The organism is Myroides sp. C6-3, assembly GCF_050522425.1.
In the GTDB taxonomy this organism is placed as follows: Bacteria; Bacteroidota; Bacteroidia; order Flavobacteriales; family Flavobacteriaceae; genus Flavobacterium.
This window is the reverse complement of sequence record NZ_JBMVQP010000006.1, coordinates 16,124-33,852: the sequence shown is the minus strand read 5'-3', so window position 1 is coordinate 33,852 and position 17,729 is coordinate 16,124. Positions and strand designations below refer to the sequence as shown.

The 17,729-nt window shown below is 38.7% G+C and carries 20 protein-coding genes and 1 riboswitch; of the genes, 8 read left to right on the top strand and 12 right to left on the bottom strand.

What is annotated here, in order from left to right:
- The first annotated feature begins 109 nt into the window (after positions 1-109).
- Positions 110-2,308: a TonB-dependent receptor gene (locus tag ACPDG9_RS04060; protein ID WP_430526484.1), complete on the top strand. Its 2,199-nt coding sequence runs from the start codon at positions 110-112 to the stop codon at positions 2,306-2,308.
- A gap of 54 nt (positions 2,309-2,362) precedes the next feature.
- On the opposite strand, the gene ACPDG9_RS04055 is transcribed toward ACPDG9_RS04060, so the two are convergent.
- Positions 2,363-2,833: a hypothetical protein gene (locus tag ACPDG9_RS04055; RefSeq protein WP_430526483.1), complete on the bottom strand. Its 471-nt coding sequence runs from the start codon at positions 2,831-2,833 to the stop codon at positions 2,363-2,365.
- A 156-nt stretch (positions 2,834-2,989) separates the two neighbouring features.
- Here ACPDG9_RS04055 and greA point away from each other — a divergent pair, with 156 nt between their 5' ends.
- Together greA and ACPDG9_RS04045 are read left to right on the top strand one after the other, a co-directional pair.
- Positions 2,990-3,466 (top strand): transcription elongation factor GreA, encoded by a 477-nt coding sequence (gene greA / locus ACPDG9_RS04050; protein WP_182647310.1) that lies wholly within the window; start codon positions 2,990-2,992, stop codon positions 3,464-3,466.
- A gap of 18 nt (positions 3,467-3,484) precedes the next feature.
- Positions 3,485-3,874, top strand: coding sequence for an HIT family protein (locus tag ACPDG9_RS04045; RefSeq protein WP_430526482.1), 390 nt, complete (start codon positions 3,485-3,487; stop codon positions 3,872-3,874).
- A gap of 169 nt (positions 3,875-4,043) precedes the next feature.
- Here ACPDG9_RS04045 and ACPDG9_RS04040 read toward each other — a convergent pair whose 3' ends face one another.
- On the bottom strand, positions 4,044-5,192 hold the full coding sequence (locus ACPDG9_RS04040) for an ATP-binding protein (RefSeq protein WP_430526481.1): 1,149 nt from the start codon (positions 5,190-5,192) through the stop codon (positions 4,044-4,046).
- 142 nt (positions 5,193-5,334) lie between these two features.
- Between ACPDG9_RS04040 and ACPDG9_RS04035 the strand changes: the two genes are divergently transcribed.
- Genes ACPDG9_RS04035 through aat form a run of 3 tightly spaced genes read left to right on the top strand, consistent with a single transcriptional unit; the run spans position 5,335 to position 7,428 of the window.
- Entirely contained in the window at positions 5,335-6,207 is an 873-nt protein-coding gene (locus tag ACPDG9_RS04035) for a flavin reductase family protein (protein ID WP_430526480.1), read from the top strand.
- A gap of 22 nt (positions 6,208-6,229) precedes the next feature.
- The gene (locus ACPDG9_RS04030) at positions 6,230-6,733 is read left to right on the top strand and encodes a DUF3127 domain-containing protein (protein WP_430526479.1); all 504 of its coding nucleotides are present in this window, start codon (positions 6,230-6,232) and stop codon (positions 6,731-6,733) included.
- Between the two features lie 44 nt (positions 6,734-6,777).
- On the top strand, positions 6,778-7,428 hold the full coding sequence (aat, locus tag ACPDG9_RS04025; RefSeq protein ID WP_430526478.1) for a leucyl/phenylalanyl-tRNA--protein transferase: 651 nt from the start codon (positions 6,778-6,780) through the stop codon (positions 7,426-7,428).
- A gap of 15 nt (positions 7,429-7,443) precedes the next feature.
- On the opposite strand, the gene ACPDG9_RS04020 is transcribed toward aat, so the two are convergent.
- Genes ACPDG9_RS04020 through thiS form a run of 8 tightly spaced genes read right to left on the bottom strand, consistent with a single transcriptional unit; the run spans position 7,444 to position 14,085 of the window.
- On the bottom strand, positions 7,444-8,154 hold the full coding sequence (locus ACPDG9_RS04020) for a HesA/MoeB/ThiF family protein (protein WP_430526477.1): 711 nt from the start codon (positions 8,152-8,154) through the stop codon (positions 7,444-7,446).
- Position 8,155: 1 nt separating this feature from the next.
- Entirely contained in the window at positions 8,156-9,280 is a 1,125-nt protein-coding gene (thiH, locus tag ACPDG9_RS04015; RefSeq protein WP_430526476.1) for a 2-iminoacetate synthase ThiH, read from the bottom strand.
- A gap of 2 nt (positions 9,281-9,282) precedes the next feature.
- Positions 9,283-10,053 (bottom strand): thiazole synthase, encoded by a 771-nt coding sequence (locus tag ACPDG9_RS04010; RefSeq protein WP_430526475.1) that lies wholly within the window; start codon positions 10,051-10,053, stop codon positions 9,283-9,285.
- Entirely contained in the window at positions 10,050-10,670 is a 621-nt protein-coding gene (thiE, locus tag ACPDG9_RS04005) for a thiamine phosphate synthase (RefSeq protein WP_430526474.1), read from the bottom strand. Before thiE ends, ACPDG9_RS04010 begins: the two co-directional genes overlap by 4 nt.
- Complete coding sequence (locus ACPDG9_RS04000; protein ID WP_430526473.1) at positions 10,663-11,415, bottom strand: hydroxymethylpyrimidine/phosphomethylpyrimidine kinase; 753 nt, start codon at positions 11,413-11,415, stop codon at positions 10,663-10,665. Before ACPDG9_RS04000 ends, thiE begins: the two co-directional genes overlap by 8 nt.
- The gene (locus ACPDG9_RS03995; protein WP_430526472.1) at positions 11,382-12,014 is read right to left on the bottom strand and encodes a thiamine phosphate synthase; all 633 of its coding nucleotides are present in this window, start codon (positions 12,012-12,014) and stop codon (positions 11,382-11,384) included. The genes ACPDG9_RS04000 and ACPDG9_RS03995 overlap by 34 nt, the downstream gene beginning before the upstream one ends.
- A gap of 1 nt (position 12,015) precedes the next feature.
- Entirely contained in the window at positions 12,016-13,833 is a 1,818-nt protein-coding gene (gene thiC / locus ACPDG9_RS03990; protein WP_430526471.1) for a phosphomethylpyrimidine synthase ThiC, read from the bottom strand.
- Positions 13,834-13,878: 45 nt separating this feature from the next.
- Positions 13,879-14,085 carry a sulfur carrier protein ThiS gene (thiS, locus tag ACPDG9_RS03985; RefSeq protein ID WP_430526470.1) on the bottom strand — a complete coding sequence of 69 codons (207 nt, stop codon included), beginning with the start codon at positions 14,083-14,085 and terminating at the stop codon, positions 13,879-13,881.
- A 63-nt stretch (positions 14,086-14,148) separates the two neighbouring features.
- Positions 14,149-14,245: riboswitch (TPP riboswitch) on the bottom strand.
- Between the two features lie 105 nt (positions 14,246-14,350).
- On the opposite strand from thiS, the gene ACPDG9_RS03980 reads away from it, so the two are divergent.
- The gene (locus ACPDG9_RS03980; protein ID WP_430526469.1) at positions 14,351-14,626 is read left to right on the top strand and encodes a hypothetical protein; all 276 of its coding nucleotides are present in this window, start codon (positions 14,351-14,353) and stop codon (positions 14,624-14,626) included.
- A gap of 79 nt (positions 14,627-14,705) precedes the next feature.
- Positions 14,706-15,365, top strand: coding sequence for a hypothetical protein (locus ACPDG9_RS03975; RefSeq protein ID WP_430526468.1), 660 nt, complete (start codon positions 14,706-14,708; stop codon positions 15,363-15,365).
- Positions 15,366-15,439: 74 nt separating this feature from the next.
- Here ACPDG9_RS03975 and ACPDG9_RS03970 read toward each other — a convergent pair whose 3' ends face one another.
- Both ACPDG9_RS03970 and tsf read right to left on the bottom strand, forming a co-directional pair.
- On the bottom strand, positions 15,440-16,621 hold the full coding sequence (locus ACPDG9_RS03970) for a dicarboxylate/amino acid:cation symporter (protein ID WP_430526467.1): 1,182 nt from the start codon (positions 16,619-16,621) through the stop codon (positions 15,440-15,442).
- An 88-nt stretch (positions 16,622-16,709) separates the two neighbouring features.
- A complete protein-coding gene (gene tsf / locus ACPDG9_RS03965; RefSeq protein WP_430526466.1) occupies positions 16,710-17,675 on the bottom strand; it encodes a translation elongation factor Ts in 966 nt (321 codons plus the stop codon).
- Between the last annotated feature and the right edge of the window lie 54 nt (positions 17,676-17,729).

The following is a 17,729-nucleotide window of genomic DNA, read 5'->3' as shown; positions in this document are numbered from 1 at the left end:
GCAGGTAATGCTGCCAAGGGAAACAATGCAAGTCACTACGTTGCATGGGAAAGTGTAATTATTAATCAAACAATAATTGCCCCTTTTATTTGTGAAAGTATTTTTACGAATGAAAAAAGTAACTGTAAATTCATTATTTATCGTCAGTTTATGTTTAGGTGCAACCATACCTAGCTTAGCACAACACAAAACGGAACAAGATTCTATCCAAAAAACTGCGCTGAACGAAATTGTAGTATCAGCAGTACGCGTGGATGAGAAATCACCAATTGCCTACGAAAACTTATCGAAAAAGCAACTTGCTAAACGCAATTTAGGACAAGATATTCCTGTTTTAATGGGCAATATGACTTCTGTCGTTACTACAACTGATGCGGGAAATGGAATAGGATATACGAGCTTTAGAGTACGCGGATCTGATGCTACGCGCGTCAATGTAACCCTAAACGGAATTCCATATAACGACGGAGAATCTCACGGTTCTTTTTGGGTTAATATGCCCGATTTTGGTTCTTCTGTTCAAAACTTACAACTACAGCGCGGTGTTGGTACATCAACCAATGGTGCAGGGGCTTTCGGCGCGAGTTTAAACCTAAAAACCGATGACTATGCTCAAGAGGCAACAGGCGAAATCGCAAACTCTTTTGGTAGTTATAACACGCGAAAATCAACCGTAAAATTTAGTACAGGACTGATTAACGATAAATTTGAAATCGCTGGACGTCTTTCGGATGTGCATTCAGATGGTTATGTTGATCGCGCTTCTGCGGATCTAAAATCGTATTTCTTACAAGGAGTTTATGTAGGCAACACGTCATTGATTAAAGCATTGGTTTTCGGAGGGAAGCAAAAAACGTACCAAGCATGGAATGGAGTGACGCAAGAAGAGATGGATGAATATGGAAGACGCTATAATCCTGCAGGGAAATACAAAGACGATCAAGGGAATACGCTGTTTTACAACAATGAAACAGATAACTACAAGCAAGATCACTATCAACTTCATTGGAGTGAACAATGGTCAGATCTATGGAGTTCGAATGTTTCTCTCCACTATACCAAAGGATATGGCTATTACGAGAATTACAAAAGAAAACAAGCTTTTCTCGATTATGGATTAGACCCTATTTTTGTCAATGGAGAAGAAGTGAATCAAACGGATTTAATTCGCCGTAAAGCTTTAGATAACCATTTTTACGGTATGGTATTTAATACAAACTACAAAACAGACAAGCTGCAAGTTGTCTTAGGTGGTGGGGCAAATAAATATGAAGGAGATCACTTCGGAACCCTACTATGGGTCAAACAACCTGTGAATTTTGACTATAAACAAGAATATTATCGCGATCATGCGGTAAAAACCGATTTAAATTTCTTTGCTAAGGCAACATGGCAATTTGCGGCACAATGGAGTTTATATGGCGATATGCAATACCGTCGAGTAACCTATGAAGCGAATGGGTTAGATACGGGGTTAGTCAACGATAAATTCAACTTTTTTAATCCAAAAGCGGGAGTAACTTTCCAGGTGAACGATGAAAATCAGCTGTATTTCTCTTATGCGAGAGCGAATAAAGAACCCAACCGCAATGATTATGAAGGCAGAAAAGTGCAAAATGAAATGCCTAAAGCTGAAAAATTGGATGATTTTGAACTAGGATGGAGATTGAATACCCCTAATGCAACTGTTAATGTCAATGCATTTTACATGAAGTACAAAGACCAGTTGGTACTAACAGGTGAATTAAACGACGTTGGAGCATCGGTGCGTGAAAATATCGAAGATAGTTATCGCTTTGGAATTGAAATTGATGCGAATGTAAAACTGATAGAAAAATTACACTGGAGTCCAAGTCTTACCATCAGTTCAAACAAAAATAAAAACTTGTATTACTTATGGGAAGGTGAAATGCAGTATTTTGGAACGAAATCAATTGCTTTTTCACCCGATTTTATCGCCTCAAATGCTTTGACTTATATGCCAATGGAGGGAATGAGTATAACGCTGTTAACAAAATTTGTAGGCGAACAGTATATGTCAAATATTGAAGCGAAAAACTCCAAACTCGATTCGTACTTCGTAAATGATTTAAGTGTGAGCTACGAGTTTCCAGTGAAAAAGTGGTTTAAAAGTATTGGAGTGTCTGTCTTAGCGAATAATATCTTCGATGTCAACTATATTTCTAACGGATATTATTGGTCAGATTATGTTGAGGGTGAGAATAATAAAGGGGTTATGATTGATGGAGCAGGATATTATCCACAAGCGACTTTTAATATCTTAGCCGGATTAACGTTGAAATTTTAAAGCATAAAAACGCCCAAACAAGAAAAATGTTTGGGCGTTTTCTATAAGGAACACTTAGTATCGAACAACGACGGTTTCGCCTTCTCGTGTTACAGGATACGACTTTAATGTATACTCTAGTTTTTTATCTACGGGTCTACCCCAAAAACCGAGATCAATGCTGTAATATACTTTTTCTCCTTCGTGTAGCTGTGTCGCATTACAGTAAAAGAAAGAAGGTCTTTTGGGATCTTGAATTAAGATTGAAGAACCATCAGCTTGTATGCGGTGATTCGGACAGGTTAATTCGTATGCATAATATTCGTTTAACCCATCTCGAGAGTAGATCGCTACACCAGAAATACCCGCTTGTGCAGAGCGATCGACGTGTACCCCTCCAGGTTGCGTCAGGTTATTAGCCAATACCAATGGAATTCTCAAATTTACATTTTGATTGGGCAAATACGGATTAGAAGATCTATTGCTATCGTTAGAACAACCTAGAGCAAATAATAGCACAATGGTTAAGAATAAAATATTTTTCATTACATAAATTATTTGTAAAACAAATTTAATTAATTAACTTTGACAAGTAAACCTTACAAGAGTAGATAATTTATTTAAATAAATAATAAAAATATTTTTACGCACCAGAAAATCCCGTTTTATGGGATTTTTTCTATTTATATAAACCAGTTAATTATGAGTAAAATTTCGTATTACACTGCTGAGGGGCTGAAAAAGCTAAAGGATGAATTAGAGCAGTTAAAAAGTGTAGAGCGTCCAAAAGCATCACAAGCAATTGCTGATGCAAGAGACAAAGGGGATTTATCGGAGAATGCGGAGTATGATGCTGCAAAAGAAGCACAGGGGTTACTGGAACTTAAAATTGCTAAAATGGAAGAGGTAGTGGCTAGTGCAAGAATTATTGATGAGTCTCAATTAGACGAATCAAAAGCATTAGTACTTTCTACTGTTAAAATTAAAAACCAATCTAATGGAATGATTTTAACCTATACGTTAGTAGCGGAAAGTGAAGCTGATTTGAAAGCAGGTAAAATTTCTGTAACTTCTCCTATTGGAAAAGGACTATTAGGAAAATCTGTGGGTGAAGTAGCAGAGATTAAAGTTCCTAACGGACAAATGAATTTTGAGATTCTTGAAATATCAAGAGATTAACTTTAAAACAACGCGAGTATGAGTTCAATTTTCACTAAAATAATCAATGGAGAACTTCCAGCTTATAAAATAGCTGAGAACGATCAGTTTTTAGCTTTTTTAGATATCAATCCAAATGCTAAAGGACACACGTTGTGTATCCCTAAACAAGAGATTAATAAAATCTTCGATATGGAAGAAGATCATTATCTAGAATTGATGAAATTCTCTAGAAAGATTGCAAAAGCTTTAGAGCAGGCTGTTCCATGTAAGAGAGTAGGGATGTCAGTGGTAGGATTAGAAGTACCCCATGTGCATGTACACTTAATTCCTTTGCAGACCATGGATGATATTCGTTTTAGTAAAAAGGAAGCTTTAAGTCCTGCGGAGTTTGAAGAAGTAGTAAAAAAAGTACAACAATACCTCTAATCTTTCCTTAAAAAGAGAAGCGTAGAGAATAAAATAAAGGCAGTAGAAACACCCGTTTTTACTGCTTTTTTGTTTTTTGTTTGTGGATGAGCTTAGTGGCTTCTTCGAATAAAAAATAGAACGCCTCCAACTGGAAGAGGTCTTCTTGCTTGCCAAAGCATAAAGATCCTTAGCTCTCCACTTTTTTATACACAATTACGAATGTAGTTCCCTTGCCAATCTCGGAGTGATGAACTCTAATTTTTCCATTTTGATATTCCTCTACAATGCGTCTCGAGAGCGATAACCCCAAGCCCCATCCTCGTTTTTTGGAGGTATAGCCTGGTTCGAATATTTTGTTGAATTTATTTTTGGGAATCCCACTACCGGTATCTGAAATAAACAACTGAACGAATTGATCGGTTTCTGTAATCGTCACTGCTATTTGTCCTTTTCCCTTGGTAGCGTCAATGGCATTCTTAATCAAATTTTCGATGGTCCAGCTGTGTAATTCGGGATTTAGAAATACGGGGATTTCGCGCATGGGTGAGGCGAATTCAAACGCAATCTGTTTGGAGGCTCTTTGCTGAAAGTACGCATACGTTTTTTGCGTTTCACCAACTAAATCGAGGGGGAACAATTGTGGCTTGGATCCAATTTTAGAAAAGCGATCTGCAATCGTTTGTAAGCGCTTAACGTCTTTGCTTATCTCTTCTATGATAGATTCATTTACTTCCTCTAATTTCATGATTTCAATCCAACCTAATAAAGACGATAAAGGAGTTCCGATTTGATGAGCCGTCTCTTTTGCCATACCCGTCCATAAGCGATTTTGAACGGCTATTTTATTGCTGCGGTAAAAAATAATGATCAGTACAGTAAAGAAAATAAAAATCAAAATTAAAGCAAGAGGGTAATACTTTAGTTTGAGTAGTAAGGAAGAGTTTCCATAGTACAAATACTGTTTTTTCTTTCCTATTTCGACTTCAATTGGAGCATTTTCATTTTTTAGTTTACGCAAAAATAGAACGGCTTCTTGGTCGTCTTGTTGTACTTTTAACGGAACATTGACCATAGATAAAATGCTGTCCTGTTCGTTGGTTTGAATAATCGGGATTGTGGTATTATTGGTGAGAATCAATAGCGGAAGCTCTAAATTAGTATCTAGTGGATTTGCTTCGTTCAACGTGTTAGAAGCAGTAGCCCAAATTTCCATTTTAATGCGCTCTTCTTCTTTATACGTTTGAAAAAAAGAATAGGTATTCCACAGGATAAGCAATAGAACAACAAAGGCTGTCGCAATTAATGTCCAACGAATGATTTCTCTTTTAATAGTCAAAGTAATGGTCGATTTAAGGTTTAAAGATAATTAAAATAAATGGGGTTATAAATCTGCTACATCTGCTTTTTCAATGCTTTGTTTTTTTGTGGTTCAATCTGCTTTTACTACCTTTACTTTTCTACCAAAAGAAAGAAAAAAAATGAAAACAATAAACCCAAAAGATATTTCAACTGTTGAATTGCAAGGTTTTTTACAAGGGTCTGTAGGGCCGAGACCCATTGCTTTAGCTAGTACAGTTGATGCTGATGGAAAACCAAACTTATCGCCTTTTAGCTTTTTTAATTTGTTTAGCGCTAATCCTCCGATTTTAGTTTTTTCACCGTCTAGACGCGTTCGAGATAATACGTGTAAACACACGTTATTCAACGTTCAAGCTACAATGCAAGTAGTGATTAACGTGGTTAATTACGATATGGTGCAACAAACATCATTGTCAAGTACGGAGTATAAAGATGGAGTGAATGAATTCGTGAAAGCGGGATTTACGATGATAGAGTCGGAAGAAGTTCGACCTTTCCGCGTAAAAGAAAGTCCTGTGCAATTTGAGTGTATCGTTCAAGAAGTTATAGGATTAGGAACAGAAGGAGGGGCAGGAAATCTCGTGATATGTGAAGTGGTAAAAATGCACCTTGACGAAGCAATCCTAAATGAAAAAGGAGGGATTGATCAGCACAAAATTGATTTAGTTTCTCGTATGGGAGGCAATTGGTATAGCCGTTCTAATAGGGGAATGTTTGAGGTTGAAAAGCCATTGACTACTTTGGGATTAGGTGTGGATATTATTCCACAAGAAGTTATCGATAGCGGCATTTTTTCGGGTAATGATTTGGGGATTTTAGGTAATGTTGAACATTTGCCAACAGAAGAGGAAGTACAAGCCTTTTTAGATCAAAATCCAGAAGCTAAACAAATCGTAGCTTCCGGTAATTTGGAAAAGAAATTTCAACAAGCTAAAAAGTATTTAGAGGAAAATAATGTACCTTTGGCTTGGAATATGATAGTAGCAAAGTAACAATCAGGAAAAAAAAGATATAATGGAAGTAATAGGAAGAATTAAGGTGATTGGGCAACCACAAGATATTAGCTCAAGCTTCAGAAAAAGAGAAGTTGTGGTTACTACTGAAGAACAATATCCACAAGATATTTTAATCGAGTTTACACAAGATCGCGTAAATTTATTAGACAGTTTTCAAGTTGGAGAGCCTGTAAAGGTATCGATTAATTTAAGAGGAAGAGAGTGGACCTCTCCACAAGGTGAAGTGAGATACTTCAATACAATTCAAGGATGGAGAATTGAAAGAAACATGCCTGCACAAGGAATGGGTCAACCAATGGGACAGCCGATGCAAAATCAATATATGCAACAACCAACTATGGGGCAACCTGCGCAACAAGCAGGTGGATTCAACCAAAATTACCAAGGTAATCAAGGTACGCCAAATCAGTTTGCACAACAAGCACCGCAAGCACCTCAAACTCCACAATTCCCTCCAGCACCGTCATTCACGGAAGAGGATCACGATGATTTACCATTCTAAATAATAGTTATCCCCAATCAACAGATTGGGGATTTTTTTTCACTATGATTGCCATTTTAAACCCTCAGTACTTATCTTTTCCGCCTGTTGAAACGGCGCATGAATCGGGAATTCTAGCCATCGGTGGTGCACTCACTGCACCGTGGTTGCTCTTGGCTTATCAACAGGGCGTTTTTCCGTGGTTTGAAGAGGGGGAACCAATCACTTGGTGGGCACCAGATCCGCGAATGGTCGTTGATCCTTTATCATTTAAGCCTTCGAAGAGTATGCGAAACATACTGAATAGAAATCTATTTCAAGTGACGTTTAATACCTGCTTTAAGGATGTCATTAAACAGTGTCAGCAGGTAAAAAGACAAGGACAAAATGGAACGTGGATCACCGATGAAATGCTAGAAGCTTATTGTGAACTCCATCAGTTGGGGTATGCTAAATCCGTAGAAGTGTGGCAAGAAGGACAACTTGTCGGTGGATTATATGGTGTGGATATCGGTCAGCGAGTTTTCTGTGGAGAAAGTATGTTTTCTTTGGTTTCTAATGCGAGTAAAGTAGCCTTCCATCGGTTGATTCAAAAATTAAAAGAAGAGGAGTATCGCCTATTAGATTGTCAAGTGTACAACCCGCATCTAGATTTATTAGGCGCCGTTGAAATTCCTCGTGCTCAATATATGACGTATTTGCGTGAGAGAAAATAAAAGAAAATCCAAACGCTAAAAGCGCAGCGTTTGAATTTTCCAGTTGAATGTATCGATGATAATTAACTGATTGTGTAATGGGTTTTGCTCTAGGATGACTTTAAGTGTTTCTTGTGCCATCATTGTACCAATAATTCCCGGAAAGGTCCCTAGTACGCCATTCAAGCTGCAATTCGGAACATCATTTGGATCGGGTGCTTCTGGAAAAAGGGCGCGTAAATCTTTGGATTGACGATGGTTGAAAACGGCTAATTGTCCTTGAAATCCCATGATTGTCCCATAAATAAGCGTTTTATCGAATTGTACACAAGCGTCATTGACAAGATAACGCGTGGCGAAGTTGTCTGTTCCATCGACAATGTATTCATAGGACTCAAAAATACGTTGAACATTAGCCGCTGTTAATTTTTCTTGATATAGCTCTACTTTTATATGCGGGTTCAGCTGCCTAATATGGTTTGCAGCAAGTGTTGCTTTGTATTGACCAATATCACTTTCACGAAATAGAATTTGACGGTGTAGATTGTGTATTTCTACACGATCGAAATCGACAATACCCAAATGTCCAACACCAGAAGCAGCTAAATAGGTGAGAATGGGTGAACCCAATCCCCCAGCACCGACAACTAATACCTTTGCCTTTTTTATCCTTACCTGTCCTTCGACACCAACTTCATTTAAGTTCATCGGTCGACTGTAGCGTAAAAAATCGTGTACTTCTAACATATTACGACAATAAAAAGTTAGCATAACTCGCGTGCCAATCTGTCCAAATGGGTTCATATCCCTTGGATTTGATTAGTTGATAGATTTCTTCTGTAGTGCGATTGTCACAGATCTCAAATTGCGCCAGTGAATCTTGGTCCACGCTGTATCCGCCTGGGTTTGTTTTTGAACCCGCACTCATCGAGGTAACACCTAGCCCGATGATGTGATTGCGAAAATGCTCACTTTCTCTCGTGGATATGGAGAGTTCAACGTCTTCATTCCAAAGGCGATAGGCAAACATTAATTGAAGCAAGTCTTGGTCTTCCATACTAAAATTAGGCTCTACATTGCCTTCGGCAGGGCGTAATCGAGGAAAGGAAATGGAGTATTTAGTTTTCCAATACTTCTTTTGAAGGTAATCCAGATGTAAGGCTGTAAAAAAACTATCCACACGCCAATCTTCTAAACCGAGTAGTACGCCAAGGCCTATTTTGTGAATGCCTGCTTGACCAATTCGATCTGGAGTTTCTAGGCGATAGCGAAAATTAGATTTCTTCCCCTTGGGATGATACTGTTTGTACACGGCTTCGTGATAGGTTTCTTGATAGACCAAAATAGCATATACCCCTAATTGAGCGAGTACTTCGTATTCTCCTTGTTCTAAGGGTTGTACTTCCATAGATAGTGTTGAGAATGAATGGCGGATTTGCTTAATTACTTGTTCAAAATAGTTGAGGTTTACGGTGTGATTGGCTTCACCTGTTACCAATAAAATGTGATCGTAACCTTGACCTTTCAGTAAGTTTACTTCTCGTTCAATTTCGATAGCGGTTAGTGTTTTTCGTCGAACTTTATTATCAATACTAAAACCGCAATAGGTGCAAATGTTGTGGCATTCATTACTGAGATACATGGGGGTATAGAGCTGAATGGTTTTGCCAAATCGCTTGTGGGTGAGCTGCTGACTGATCTGCGCCATTTCTTCTAAGAACGGACGAGCTGCGGGCGAAATAAGATGGAGGAAATCGGTGAGATTTCGCTTGGATTTATACAAACTTTGTTTGACTTGTTCTGTTGTGGTATCCTCTATTTGTTGGTGAATAGAGGTCCAAGAATAGGTCATGTAAATATCGTAAAACGTCATAGCTATTGATACAAAAATGAAGTTAAGGGGCTAGAGGCAGTAGCGTGGTTCTGGATGGCTCCCAATTGAGCTTCGTAAGCCATGCGTCCTGCGACAACTGCTTGTTGAAATGCTTTAGCCATTTGTATTGGGTCTCCAGCAACGGCAATGGCGGTATTGACTAAAACTGCATCTGCACCAAGTTCCATTGCCTTGGCTGCATCCGAAGGAGCACCTATTCCCGCATCGACGATAACAGGAACTCGACTGTTTTCAATGATGATTTCCAAAAAATCTAAGGTTTTTAATCCCTTATTTGTACCAATGGGGGCGCCCAAAGGCATAACAGCGGTGGTTCCTACTTCTTCTAAGCGTTTGCACAAAACAGGATCTGCGTGGATATAAGGAAGAACAAAAAAGCCTTGTTTTACTAATTCTTCTGTTGCAAGTAGCGTTTCTATAGGATCGGGGAGTAAGTATTTTGGATCAGGATGAATCTCAACCTTCACCCAATTGGTTTCTAAGGCTTCGCGGGCTAACTGCGCTGCTAAAATAGCCTCTTTTGCAGTTCTAGCACCTGAGGTATTGGGAAGTAAATCGAGGTGTGGATGGTTTAGGTGTGCGAGTAATTGGTCGTTTTCATGGGCTAAATCTAAGCGCTTTAAGGCAACCGTTATGAATTGAGTCTCGCTGGCCAATGTCGCTGCTTCCATGAGCGCATGAGAGCCATATTTACCTGTTCCCAAGAATAATCTTGAATGAAAGGTTTTATCTCCTAGGTGTAAAGGGGTCATAAAAAATAGTTTTTTAATTGTTGTAAAATTTGTTGAGGTTCTTGCGATTGATGGAGTAGAGAGGAAATAGCCACACCCGATAATCCTAGCTGTTCTAAATGTGGGAGATCCGCAAGGACAACTCCTCCAATGGCGACAATTGGCGTTTTTTTCTCTTGTTCTGTGAGATTGGTTAGAATATGGCGATAACCGTCAAAACCTAAAATGGGACTTAAATTCTTCTTCGTTGTAGTGTATCGCAAGGGACCTAAACCAATATAGTCACAGCCTTCTGTTATGCGTTGTTGCACATCTAATAGCGTATTTGCTGTTCCTCCAATAATCTTATGGGGGAGCATTCGGCGTGCTTCAGCTATAGATGAATCCGTTAAACCCAAGTGGACGCCATCTGCATCAATGGCTTGGGCTAAATCTGGATGATCGTTAATAAGTAGCGTGGCTTTATAACTATCACAAAGTTTTTTCACTTGTTCGGCTGTCGTCCAACGTACTGAGGAAAGTGCCTCTTTGAAGCGGAATTGAATCCATAATTGTCCTGCATCTAAAATCGATTCGATGTGGTATAATTGCTCTTGGGGTGTGTTGCCTTGACTGATATAATGTACGGTATTAAACATGATAAGCGAGTAAAGTAGAATTAGAGTTTATAATTTTTTCAATGTATTTTTTTGCCGCTTGTATTGCTTGGGGTAATGAATAGCCTAAGGCGATATAGCTTCCAATAGCAGAGGATAATACACAGCCTGTACCGTGTTTGGTTGTTTGATAAACACGGGTAGGGGGAAAAGAATGTACAGTTCTTTCTATAACTAGCTGATCAACGGCTTTACTCTTTGGAGCATGCCCTCCTTTAAGCAGTATTGCACATTGTTGGCTGAGTTCTTTGGCCTTTTCAATAGGGGAAATGGCCGAGGTTGATAATCGATCGATTTCAAGATAGTTTGGTGTGAGTAGGTCAATTTGCTGTAAAATAGTATATAGGGTCTTTGGGCTCATTCCCTGTGAGAAATCAAATTGTGTACTTGAACGCAAAACAGGGTCCCATATAATAAAAGCATGCGGAGCATATTGTTTAATAAGTTCTAAATACAGCAAAAGGTCTTCACCAGATTGGATAATGCCAACTTTAATGACTTTAGGGATGTATTGCTGTAAAAGGGCTTCCAATTGGGTGAGAATACAGTCGCGTTTTTCCCAGTGCATAGCAACAAAGCGATCTTCTGTCTGCGTGGTGTTGGCCGTGAGAATCCCCATGGCATATACTTGGTGATTTTCAAACGTTTTAATATCTGCGAGTAATCCCGCACCGCCACAGGGATCAAACCCTGCTATTGAAAAAGCAATTGGTCTTGTTTGTAACATAAATCAAAAATTTTTAAAGGCTCATCCGCGTGCCAGATTGCGCCCAATAACGCAAAGTCGCCAAAACCCATAGTGTGAATTGTCCCAATACGCGCTGGGGTTATTCCACCTAAAGCGACGGTACAGATTGTCGGAAAGGGCCAATGTTGAATTTGCTGCTGCCATTCTACTGTTGGATGATAGCTACTTTTAGAAATACTCGTAAATACAGGACTGATAAATACGCGTTTATGCTTTGTTGATAACTTAACGTATTCCGCAACGTTATGAACACTTGTTGATAAATAGGGGAGATTTCTCTCATAGTTATTAACAAATGAACAATCTGTTGTTGATAAGTGGGCAAAATCAGCTTTTATACTGTTGATAAGTCTTAGATATCGTTTGAAAACTTCTTCCTTGTTGTTAATAACTGAAGGAGGAATGTGGATAACTAACCGATGACGATGTTGATAACTGATGTTTTCTACCCATAGTTGCAGTTGTTCAAAAGTCCAAGAGGGCTTTCGTACGTGCAAAAGAGGTAAGCCTCTATTCAACATTTCATTGACGAGGCTTATTTCTTTGCGGTAGTTGTCAGGTGGAGTTATCACAACCATGCTATAAATAGATTTCTTTTCCGGCTTTGATAAAGGCTGAGGATATGTCTTTCATCCCTTGTTCTGCCGAATCGCGAATTTCTTGTGAGATTTTCATTGAGCAGAATTTTGGTCCACACATGGAGCAGAAGTGAGCTACTTTTGCTGCATCAGCAGGGAGTGTTTCATCGTGAAATTCCCTTGCAGTATCAGGGTCTAAAGACAGGTTGAATTGATCTTCCCATCGAAATTCAAATCTCGCTTTACTCAAGGCATTATCTCTGTATTGGGCTCCTGGATGTCCTTTGGCTAGGTCGGCAGCGTGTGCTGCGAGCTTGTAGGTAATTACACCGTCTTTTACATCTTTTTTATTGGGTAGTCCCAGGTGTTCTTTCGGTGTAACATAGCACAACATGGCTGTACCGTACCAACCGATCATGGCCGCACCAATAGCAGAGGTAATATGATCATAACCAGGGGCTATATCTGTTGTTAAAGGTCCTAAAGTATAAAAGGGAGCTTCTCCACAGTCGCGCAATTGCTTTTCCATATTTTCTTTAATCAGGTGCATCGGTACGTGCCCCGGACCTTCAATCATCACTTGTATATCGTGTTTCCAGGCAATTTTGGTCAATTCGCCTAGGGTTTCTAATTCGGCAAATTGCGCTGCGTCATTTGCATCTGCTATCGAGCCTGGTCGCAAACCATCTCCTAGAGAAAAAGCAACATCATAGCGTTTCATGATTTCGCATATTTCCTCAAAGTGGGTGTATAAAAAGTTTTCTTGGTGATGAAATAAGCACCATTTAGCCATGATAGATCCTCCACGAGAAACAATACCTGTTACGCGTTGAGCGGTAAGGTGAATATAGCGCAGCAGTACACCTGCGTGAATGGTAAAGTAAGAAACTCCTTGTTCTGCTTGCTCAATTAAGGTATCTCTAAAAATTTCCCACGTTAAATTTTCAGCCACTCCTTTCACTTTTTCTAAGGCTTGATAGATGGGAACCGTACCAATCGGTACAGGTGAATTTCGGATGATCCACTCGCGGGTTTCGTGTATGTTTTTTCCTGTGGATAAGTCCATAATGGTATCTGCACCCCAACGACACGCCCAGACCGCTTTTTCAACTTCTTCCTCTATGGTTGAGGTAACGGCACTATTGCCAATATTGGCGTTGATTTTCACTAGAAAGTTGCGCCCAATAATCATCGGTTCACTCTCGGGATGATTGATATTGTTGGGAATAATGGCTCTTCCAGCGGCAATTTCATCACGTACAAATTCAGGTGTAATATAGTTTTTGGGTGTATTCGCTCCAAAGCTATTACCTTGATGTTGCTGTTTTAGTGCAGGGGAAACGGTATTCAGCTGCTCAATGCGTTGATTTTCGCGAATGGCTACATACTCCATTTCAGGGGTAATGATGCCTTGTTTGGCATAGTGTAATTGCGTTACATTTTGTCCCTCTTTAGCTACTTTAGGTTTGTGCGTAAATTCAAAACGCAAGTGATCAAGACTCGTGTCTTCTGCTCTTTTTTGACCGTAAACCGAAGTGAGGTTGTCCAACACTTCTACATCTTGTCGATCTAAAATCCAAGATTCTCTCAGACGGGGTAATCCTTTTTTGATGTTAATCTCTACGCTTTCATCCGTATAAGCACCGGAGGTGTCATAAACGGTTACCGGTGGGTTTTCCTCTGTTTTTCCCGTGCTTAACTTGGTGTCGTGCAAAGTGATTTCGCGCATCGCTACGCGGATAGGAAATAATTTACCCTCTACATGAATTTTTTTTGAATTGGGAAAAGGGGTTTGTGAAATTTTTTCGTGTTGTTCCATGAGTAATACTTTAGTTTGAGTTTGAATGAATTAAACAAAATGGAATCAACCGCCTTGGGTTGCCGTGATAAGGAGAATATCATCCGATTCGGATAAATAATAAGTCGCCCAATCGGATTTCGCAATTACACGTGAATTGATGGCAACAGCAATACCTTTCTGTTGCTTCGGCCAATGCGCATCAAGCATCATCTGAATACTTACAGCCGCTTGTTCAAATTGAAATTTTTGATTGTTGATTTGTAGTTCCATTCCTTTGTTGTCTTACTGTTATAACTTTAGGAATGGCTACAAAGTGGTACAGCATGTACCAAGTGAAGTCATCTTACTTTTCCCTACGCTAGTATGAACTAGATCAGGTTCAAAGGGTAAAATCTCAGCCTACTCGATGTAGACACCCCTAAAGTTGGAAGCAAATATAGGGATTATTTTATGGGATACAAGTTTTGTTCGCTTTGATTAATTTTATATATTGCTTGTAAATTAGGTAGTTATGAAAGTATCAGAAATAAAATTTATGGGAAATTGGGAAAGGAGAATGAAAAAAGGGCGTCTTCAGTATGGGATAGTAGATGGAAGTGTTTTTGGTGTAATCATGCTTTTGGTAACAGAACTCTTCTCCTTATTTTTAGAAGAGGGCTACGCGTTTAGTTGGGCTAATTTTGCTCTAGCATTTTGCATATGGATAATCGGTGGGATGCTAATTTATGGAACACTTATGTGGTCGATGCATATGTATTATTATAAAAAGTTTAGCAAGAAATTAGCTAGGCAAGTGCAAGGGGAGCATTGAACCAGAACAAGGAAATAACTGTTTGGTTTTTATGTTAAATTAGAAAAAAAAGCTATTTTCGTGCCCAAATTGAGTAGAAATGAGAAGAGTATTTGGTGTATTGGTTATAGCAATTAGTAGTTTGTTAAGCAGTTGTAGCTCGGATAGTGATTCTAGTAAGTTTACTGCAGAAGAGAGAGAATTGCGTACCCTGTTAAACCACGAATGGGAGGCCACAGATGCATATCAAGGCTTGACATATGAATTGCCTTTGTCTGAGGAATATATTGCTGATCTTTTGAACTTTGATTGGAGCGTACAAACAGGCGTTGTTGATCATTCAATTGTGGTTGGTATGAATAAAAAAGGCGGTTTTTATTTCATTGATGAAAAAATAAGAAAAGAAAATGGAGGAGAACCTTTACAGGATCTATTCTATAGTTGTACTTCTCAACAAGGCAATAAGTTTACAGGAGTATTTTCGGGAATGTCTGTAAAAGGAGCATATCGAGAATTTTATGTGCGTAAAGTAGATGAAAATACCATGAACTTGGTTATTGTATACAAGGAAGTGGAGCGGGATAATTACGCTTATGGATATTGTAGTGTTTATGCTTTTAAAAAGATAGGAGCTTGGGACGAGCAAACAACTTTTCGCAAGATTTTTCAACGTTACCGTTATTACGACAATATGTTAGATAAAATGATCTTGGCAGAAGAGAATTACGAAAGAGATTTAGCTCAAGGTAGCTGTCAATAAATAGTTAGATACAAAAAAGTCAGAAGATTTCTTCTGACTTTTTTTGTATGTATTGAGATGTATTTATCGTTTGATTAGTTTTCTGTCTCTACATTTGTAGCTTTTAGACTCATTTTATCGACAACAAGTGCAATGGCTCCATCTCCCATTACGTTACAAGCTGTACCAAAACTATCCATGGCCACATATAGGGCAATCATCAAGGTTTGCTGTTCGGTACTAAAACCCAATACCGATTGCAAGACCCCTAAAGCTGCCATGATTGCACCACCAGGTACGCCGGGAGCGGCAATCATCGTTACCCCTAGCATAAAGATAAAACCAATCATCGCCAAAGGATCAATAGGCGTATGTTGAATGAGCATCAAAGCGATAGCACAGGCTACAATTTTAAGTGTACTTCCCGCCAAGTGAATGGTTGCGCAAAGCGGAATGACAAAACCGGCAATTTTGGGATTAACCTCGTTTTTAAGGGTTGACTCTAAGGTTACGGGAATAGTCGCTGCAGAAGATTGTGTTCCTAAGGCTGTGAAGTAGGCTGGTAACATGCGTTTCATTAAAAGAAATGGATTTTTCTTTACGACCAATCCAGCAAGGGTATATTGGAAAATTAAAAATGCAAGATGAAGGGCGAAAATAACACCAATAATTTTCAAGAAGGTTTCTAAAACAACGAAAACTTGGCCGCTATAAGTCATAGTTAAAAACACCCCGAAAATAAAGAGGGGTAAGAAGGGGATAATCACCTTCTCTATTACAGTCATGATAATCGATTGAAACTCGTTAAAAACCCCTTTTAAATGCGTGAATGGACCTTTTGAAATACATATTCCGACGATGAAAGCAAATATTAGGGCACTCATGACATCAAATAGCGGTGGAATGGCAATAGAAAAGAAGGGAAGTAGCGTTTGTTCATTTGCTATAGCAAGTGCTGTAGATTGTGAGCTTAGAAGTTGAGGAAAAATGCTAATGGAAACGGCATAAGAGCTAAAACCCGCTAAGAGGGTAGATCCATAAGCTAATCCGGTGGTTAAAAGTAGCAGTTTTCCGGCTTCTTTCCCAATATTACCGATCGCCGGGATAATTAATCCAACGATGATGAGCGGAATAATAAAGCTTAAAAAATTGCCAAAGATGCTATTAAAAGTGCTGAAGATTCTGCTGATTTCTAACGGCAGTTTATCACCTAAATACGTGCCTAGGGCAATAGCAATGACAATTTGTAATAATAAGCTATTCTTGAGGAGTTTCATATTTTTTGTTTTAAAAATACGAAAATAAATAAAAAAACCTCAAACAAAATGCTTGAGGTTTGATATTTTAATTTTTTAAGGATAAATATTATCCTAATGTAGCTCTTTTGAATCCAGTGATTTCAACTCCAAAAGACTGAACGTAATCAGAAACTTTTTTAGCCTCATCTTTAATAAAGTTTTGGTCTAATAAAGCTTTCTCTTGGTCTAACGTTGTATTGTCACTGATGAAACGAGCAACTTTTCCAGGTAAGATTCTATCCCAGATGTTCTCAGGTTTCCCTTCAGCTTTTAATTCAGCTTTAGCATCTTCTTCAGCTTGTTTCAATACTTCTTCAGTAAGTTGAGCGTAAGAAATATATTGAGGTACATTTTTAAGTGTTTTACCTAAACGCACCAATTCTTCGTTTTCTTTAACGATAACTGCGATACGAGCTTCTGTTTCTTTAGCGATGAATTCTGCGTCAAAATCTTTGTAAGATAAAGTCTCAGCACCCATAGAAGCTACTTGCATCGAAACGTCTTTAGCAATTTCTTCTGCTTTAGCAACAGCTGAAGATAAAGCTGTGATCGCAGCGATTTTGTTACCGTGTACATAAGAACCGATGAAAGCTCCATCTAATACTTCGAAAGAACCGATTTCGATTTTCTCTCCGATAACTCCTGTTTGCTCGATACATTTGTCAGCAATTGTCATTTCAGCATTGTATGCTGAAGCTAAGAATTCTTCTTTTGTATTGAAGTTGATTGCTTTTTCAGCTAATTCTTTTGCTAATGCTTGGAAACCTTCATTTTTACCAACGAAGTCAGTTTCACAGTTTAATGTAATAACAACACCTCTAGTTTTGTCAGCGTTAACGAAAGCTACAGCAGCTCCTTCTGATGATTCACGGTCAGAGCGGTTAGCAGCAACTTTTTGTCCTTTTTTACGTAAAACTTCGATTGCTTTATCGAAATCTCCCTCAGCCTCAACTAAAGCTTTTTTACAGTCCATCATTCCGGCACCTGTTTGTTGTCTTAGCTTGTTTACGTCTGCAGCAGTAATATTTGCCATTTTAGTAATCTTTTAAAGAGTTAATAAATTAAAAAAGTCGTTATTGACAGTTGA

Coding starts and splice junctions, on each gene's coding strand:
- ACPDG9_RS04060 (WP_430526484.1), top strand. CDS start 110: ATGAAAAAAGTAACTGTAAATTCATTATTTATCGTCAGTTTATGTTTA.
- ACPDG9_RS04055 (WP_430526483.1), bottom strand. CDS start 2,833: ATGAAAAATATTTTATTCTTAACCATTGTGCTATTATTTGCTCTAGGT.
- greA (WP_182647310.1), top strand. CDS start 2,990: ATGAGTAAAATTTCGTATTACACTGCTGAGGGGCTGAAAAAGCTAAAG.
- ACPDG9_RS04045 (WP_430526482.1), top strand. CDS start 3,485: ATGAGTTCAATTTTCACTAAAATAATCAATGGAGAACTTCCAGCTTAT.
- ACPDG9_RS04035 (WP_430526480.1), top strand. CDS start 5,335: ATGAAAACAATAAACCCAAAAGATATTTCAACTGTTGAATTGCAAGGT.
- ACPDG9_RS04030 (WP_430526479.1), top strand. CDS start 6,230: ATGGAAGTAATAGGAAGAATTAAGGTGATTGGGCAACCACAAGATATT.
- aat (WP_430526478.1), top strand. CDS start 6,778: ATGATTGCCATTTTAAACCCTCAGTACTTATCTTTTCCGCCTGTTGAA.
- ACPDG9_RS04020 (WP_430526477.1), bottom strand. CDS start 8,154: ATGTTAGAAGTACACGATTTTTTACGCTACAGTCGACCGATGAACTTA.
- thiH (WP_430526476.1), bottom strand. CDS start 9,280: ATGACGTTTTACGATATTTACATGACCTATTCTTGGACCTCTATTCAC.
- ACPDG9_RS04010 (WP_430526475.1), bottom strand. CDS start 10,053: ATGACCCCTTTACACCTAGGAGATAAAACCTTTCATTCAAGATTATTC.
- thiE (WP_430526474.1), bottom strand. CDS start 10,670: ATGTTTAATACCGTACATTATATCAGTCAAGGCAACACACCCCAAGAG.
- ACPDG9_RS04000 (WP_430526473.1), bottom strand. CDS start 11,415: ATGTTACAAACAAGACCAATTGCTTTTTCAATAGCAGGGTTTGATCCC.
- ACPDG9_RS03995 (WP_430526472.1), bottom strand. CDS start 12,014: ATGGTTGTGATAACTCCACCTGACAACTACCGCAAAGAAATAAGCCTC.
- thiC (WP_430526471.1), bottom strand. CDS start 13,833: ATGGAACAACACGAAAAAATTTCACAAACCCCTTTTCCCAATTCAAAA.
- thiS (WP_430526470.1), bottom strand. CDS start 14,085: ATGGAACTACAAATCAACAATCAAAAATTTCAATTTGAACAAGCGGCT.
- ACPDG9_RS03980 (WP_430526469.1), top strand. CDS start 14,351: ATGGGAAATTGGGAAAGGAGAATGAAAAAAGGGCGTCTTCAGTATGGG.
- ACPDG9_RS03975 (WP_430526468.1), top strand. CDS start 14,706: ATGAGAAGAGTATTTGGTGTATTGGTTATAGCAATTAGTAGTTTGTTA.
- ACPDG9_RS03970 (WP_430526467.1), bottom strand. CDS start 16,621: ATGAAACTCCTCAAGAATAGCTTATTATTACAAATTGTCATTGCTATT.
- tsf (WP_430526466.1), bottom strand. CDS start 17,675: ATGGCAAATATTACTGCTGCAGACGTAAACAAGCTAAGACAACAAACA.